Raw genomic sequence first — 5,180 nt, 5'->3', positions numbered from 1 at the left:
CCACCCTCCTCCGCCACGCCCCCCGGTTGGGACGAGCTGCCCGACTGGGAGAAGCGGTACCGCGCGCCGCGCGTCGGTTTTCCCGAGTGGGCCGAGGACGCCCCCGACCGCTCGCTGTTCGTCTCCAACGTCGGCGGCACCTTCGAGCTGTACACCTGGGACCGGGCCGCCGGCACCCGCAGGCAGGCCACCGACCGCCCGAACGGCACCGTCGACGGAACCCTCACCCCCGACGGCTCCCATCTGTGGTGGTTCGACGACACCGACGGCGACGAGTTCGGCGTCTGGCGCCGGCAGCCCTTCGAGGGCGGCGCCGACGAGACCGCCGTTCCCGGCCTCGCCCCCGCCTGGTCCGCCGGCCTGGCCCTCGGCCGGGACGGCACCGCCGTGGTGGGCCGGATGACCGAGGAGGAGGGCACCACCGTCCACCTGGCGCCCGCCGGTGGCGAGCCGGTGGAGATCTACCGCCACCGCGAGTCCGCCGGCGTCGGCGACCTGTCCCGGGACGGCCGGCTGATCGCCCTGGAGCACACCGAGCACGGCGACACCATGCACGCCGCGCTGCGCGTCGTCGACCGCGAGGGCCGCACCGTCGCCGAACTCGACGACACCCGGGGCGGCACCGAGCCCCTGGGGTTGTCGGTGTGGGGCTTCTCCCCCGTGCCCGGGGACCACCGCCTGCTCGTCGGCCACCAGCGCGGGGGCCACTGGGCACCGATGCTCTGGGACCCCACCACCGGCCGCTCCGAGGAGATCGGCATCGACCTGCCCGGCGACGTGCACGCCGACTGGTACCCGGACGGCTCCGCCCTGCTCGTCGTACACGACCACCACGCCCGCGGTGAGCTGTACCGGTGGCCGCTCGCCCCGCTGGGCGGAACCGACGCGCACGGTGGCACGGCGGGCGCCGGTGGGCCCCTGGAGCGGCTCGACACCCCCGCGGGTTCGGTGTTCGGCGCCGGCGCACGGCCCGACGGCACGGTGGAGTACCTGTGGTCCTCGGCCGCCGAACCGCCCCGGGTGGGCTCCACCGCGGGCGGGATCGTGCTCGAGGCCCCCGGCCCGACCGCCCCACCCTCCGTGCCGCTGCGGGACACCTGGGTGGAGGGCCCCGGCGGGCCGATCCACGTGTTGGTGCAGACCCCGCCCGGCGAGGGCCCCTTCCCCACCGTCTTCGACATCCACGGCGGCCCGGCCGCCCACGACTCGGACTCCTTCGCCGCTCAGCCGGCCGCCTGGGTGGACCACGGGTTCGCCGTCATCCGGGTCAACTACCGGGGCTCCACCGGTTACGGCCGGGAGTGGACGGACGCGCTGAAGCACCGGGTGGGGCTGATCGAGCTGGAGGACATCGCCGCGGTGCGGGAGTGGGCCGTCACCGAGGGCCCCGCCGACCCGGAGCGGCTGGTGCTCTCAGGCGGCTCCTGGGGCGGCTACCTGACGCTGCTCGGCCTGGGTGTGCAGCCGGAGCTGTGGACGGTGGGCGTGGCCGCCGTGCCGGTCGCCGACTACGTGACCGCCTACCACGACGAGATGGAGGCGCTGAAGGCCTTGGACCGCACCCTGTTCGGCGGCACCCCGGAGGAGATGCCCGACCAGTGGCGGGCCTCCTCGCCGATCACGCACGTCGACCGGGTCAAGGCCCCGGTCTTCATCTCCGCGGGGGTCAACGACCCGCGCTGTCCGATCCGGCAGATCGAGAACTACGTGGAGCGGTTGGCCGCGCGCGGCGCCCCGCACGAGGTCTACCGCTACGACTCCGGGCACGGCTCCCTGGTCGTGGAGGAGCGGGTCAAGCAGACCCGGCTGGAGATCGGGTTCGCGCTGAGGCATCTTCCGGCGCCGGGGGACTGACCGGCGCCGGGTCCCCGCCTCGATCGGGGGTCCCGGCCGGGTCGGCCGGGGCCCCCGCCCCGGGCGACGGTCCCGGCCGCGGGCCCCCGGAAGCGCTGCCGCTCGCCTCCCCCTCCGCCAGTGCGTCCCGTTCGATCTCCACCTCCCGGCGCAGCAGCCGGTACCACATGAAGACCACGAAGGCCGCGAAGACGAACCATTCGGCGGTGTACCCGAGGTTCTGGAAGGCCTTGAGGTCCAGCACCGTCCCCGCCGCCGCCTCCGGCGGAACCACCACCAGTGGCGCCTCCGCCTCCCGCACGGTCAGCCAGCCGTCCAGCACCGGGTACGGCAGCACGTTGATCAGCGATGCCGCGCCGATCACCCCGACCTGACCGTCGGGCAGGCCGGTGGGTGCGCCGATCGCGCGCGGTGACTCGGGAGCCTGCAGGATGCCGACCACCGTCACCGGGCCGTCGGCCGCGGGCGGCACCCCGTCCGGCACCGCCTCGGTGGGCAGCCATCCGCGCACCACCGGGACGGCGGGACCGCCGTCCGCCGGGATCAGGGGGGTGAGGACGCGGAAGCCGGGCTCGCCCTCGGCCGAACGACGCGGCACCAGCAGTTCGTTGGCGGCGTCCCACTCGCCGGTCACCTCGGCGGCTCCGCCGACCGTGTCGGTGGTCGGGGGCAGCAACTCCTCCAGCGGCACGGGCACGACCGACGCGCCTTCCGCGATCTGCCGCTGGTGCTCGCGGTGACCGTCCACCCGGTCCTCGAAGCGGCCCAGTTGCCAGAAACCCATGATCAGGCAGAAGGGCACGGCGAGCACGAGGAAGAGGTTGATCGCCCACCAGCGCGGGGTCAGCAGGAACCGGTACACGTGCCCACGGTACTCGGCCGGCGCGCGCCGACCGGGTCGGGGTGGGCGGAACCGGACGGGTCCGCCCGAAACGCACGGTGCCGGCGACGGAGCTCCGCCGCCGGCACCGTGCGGGGGCGCGGGTCGGTCCGCGCCCCCGGGGCGTTCGGGGCCGTCCCGCCCCGCCGTCAGTGGTCGGCCAGCACGCCGGTGCGGTAGACGGTGCCGGTGCACACGCCCGGCAGCTCGATCCGGGCCGCCTGCGGGTCCCCGACGGCGGGCGTGTAGCGCAGGACCGTGCCGGCCTCGCCGGCTCCCTCGGCCTCGCCGTCGCCGGACCCGCCACCGGAACCGGACCCGCCGGTCTCCCCACCGGCACCGGACCCGGTCGACGGGGAGCCATCCCCGTCGACCCCGCCGGTGCCGGCCCCGGCGGACGTCACACCGCCCTCACCGGGGCCGTCGGCGCCCTCGCCGGTCTCCGGATCGGTGCCTCCCGGGGTCTCCTCCCCGGGCTCACCGGCACCTCCGACGGTGGTCGGCGGTTCGCTCTCGATCGGCTCGGTACCGGGCCGGCCCGGTACCGGGCAACCACCGTCGGTGGTGCCCCGCCGGGGGACCCAGGCGAAGCGCACCGCGTAACTCTCCCCGGGCAGCAGCACCAGATCCTGCTCCCAGCTCGCCGGCGTCGGCAATCCGGTCGCCCGGTCCCCCTCGGTGCGATCCATCACCTGTACCGGCACGTCGATGCCGGACGCCCCGTACGGCGCGGCGACGAGATCACCCGCACCGCGCACCCGACAGGCCTCCGCGGAGATGTTGGCCAGGCGGATGACACCGTGGACGTGGCCCTCCCCGTCCGGGGCCCCCACCTCGGTGCGCGCCGCCCCCAGGTGGGAACGCTCACACCGGGGGGAGGCCAGGGCCAGCGCCTCGCGGCGCTCCTCGGGCGTGGCACCGTCCCCGTCGGCCGCGCCGGCGTCGGGCTCCCCGGGGCCGTCCGGGACGCCGTCGCCGGCGGTGTCCTCGCCGGCGCCGCCGGAGCTGTGGATGCCCGGCCCACCGGCGGGGTCGTTGGCACCTGTGCTTCCACCGGCGCCCTCCTGGTATCCGCCCCCGACGGGCGAGGTGTCGGCCGGCCCGGAGGCGGTGGTGGCGTGCAGCACCGCCGGGGTGCCCACCGCCAACACCACCACGGAAGCGGCGGAGGCGGCCAACCGGTGGCGCCTCCGGCGTCGGGCGGGCACGGCGCGCCGAAGCGTCTCGAGGGCGACCGGCGAGGGGCGCAGGTCCTCGACGGACTCGTGCAGCATGCGCCGCAGCGCGTCCTCGACCGGCTCCGGGGCCGCCGGGCCGGCGGGGGTGTCGGTGCCGGAACGGTCCCCGACGGGGCCCGCGCCGTCGACCGGGCGATCCGGCGGACACTTAGCCGATGGATCCCCGGCTCCGTGGTCGCGGGCGCTCACCTGGCCGCCTCCATGGCGACCCGCAGGGCGGCGATGCCCCGGGAGCCGTACGCCTTGACCGACCCCGCCGATATGCCCAGGGTTCGGGCCACCTCGGCTTCGGACATGTCCGCAAAATAGCGCAGCACGAGCACCTCTCTCTGCCGGCGCTGGAGGCCGCGCATGGCCTTCACCAGTTCCGCACGCTCCAACTGCTCGTACGCCCCCTCCTCCGCGCTGGCCATGTCCGGCATCGGCTTGGACAGCAGCTTCAGGCCCAGGATGCGGCGGCGCAGCGCGGACCGGGAAAGGTTGACGACCGTCTGGCGGAGGTAGGCCAGGGTCTTCTCGGGGTCCCGCACCCGGCGGCGCGCCGAGTGCACCCGGATGAACGCCTCCTGCACCACATCCTCACAGGAGGCCGTGTCGTCCAGCAGCAGGGCGGCGAGGCCGAGCAGCGAGCGGTAGTGCGCCCGGTACGTCTCGGTGAGATGGTCGACGGTGGTGCCCTCAGCCATCGCCGCGTCCGCGGTCCGCTGCTCCGGCGGGGCGTCGGAGCGCGAAGGACGCGCGGTCACGCCCCGCGCCGGCACCGGCGCGATCACGGGAAGTCCCCCGGTGCGCGGACCGGGGAGGCCGAGAGGGCGCGTCGGGCGGATGGGGGCGACGAATTCGAGGACCTCTGCCACGGTTGTTGGACACGCTCTCCCCCGTATGGGTTGTACGGCGGGGGCGCGTTTTTTCCCGGGCCACGGGTGGCCACCATCCGTACCGCCTCTTCCCTTCCCTGCCCGTGAGCGTCCCGATGTCCCCGGGTCGAACACGTCGACTCACTCCGGGGCGCGTTGGAGCGCTCCCGGGACACGACGGGACGCTCCCCACGTCGCGATGGGTTCCCATGGCGACACGGGGAGCAGTCATCGTCTCCCGTGGGGTCGATCCGGATCAACCCGCGGTGCCATACAACTTGATCACGGAGGGCCGGTCGACCGGATCGGACCGTGAGCGATTCGCGGGGCGGTGCCCGGAAGCGGGTGGAG

General features: G+C 75.2%; 4 protein-coding genes. 1 reads left to right on the top strand and 3 read right to left on the bottom strand.

All coding sequences use genetic code 11. The annotated features are described in order from the left end of the window. Positions 1-36 precede the first annotated feature (36 nt). Complete coding sequence (locus tag FNQ90_RS12020) at positions 37-1,854, top strand: S9 family peptidase (RefSeq protein ID WP_182606368.1); 1,818 nt, start codon at positions 37-39, stop codon at positions 1,852-1,854. Here FNQ90_RS12020 and FNQ90_RS12015 read toward each other — a convergent pair. From FNQ90_RS12015 to FNQ90_RS12005, 3 genes are all read right to left on the bottom strand, one after another. Beyond that, the gene (locus tag FNQ90_RS12015; protein ID WP_182606367.1) at positions 1,793-2,716 is read right to left on the bottom strand and encodes an SURF1 family protein; all 924 of its coding nucleotides are present in this window, start codon (positions 2,714-2,716) and stop codon (positions 1,793-1,795) included. The two genes, FNQ90_RS12020 and FNQ90_RS12015, sit on opposite strands and share 62 nt — an antisense overlap. A 167-nt stretch (positions 2,717-2,883) precedes the next feature. Next, positions 2,884-4,161 carry a DUF4232 domain-containing protein gene (locus tag FNQ90_RS12010; RefSeq protein ID WP_182606366.1) on the bottom strand — a complete coding sequence of 426 codons (1,278 nt, stop codon included), beginning with the start codon at positions 4,159-4,161 and terminating at the stop codon, positions 2,884-2,886. Then, a complete protein-coding gene (locus tag FNQ90_RS12005) occupies positions 4,158-4,829 on the bottom strand; it encodes a SigE family RNA polymerase sigma factor (RefSeq protein WP_407699350.1) in 672 nt (223 codons plus the stop codon). Before FNQ90_RS12005 ends, FNQ90_RS12010 begins: the two co-directional genes overlap by 4 nt. Positions 4,830-5,180 lie beyond the last annotated feature (351 nt).

The organism is Streptomyces alkaliphilus (assembly GCF_014141535.1).
GTDB lineage: Bacteria > Actinomycetota > Actinomycetes > Streptomycetales > Streptomycetaceae > Streptomyces > Streptomyces alkaliphilus.
This window is presented reverse-complemented; position numbering and strand designations above follow the sequence as displayed.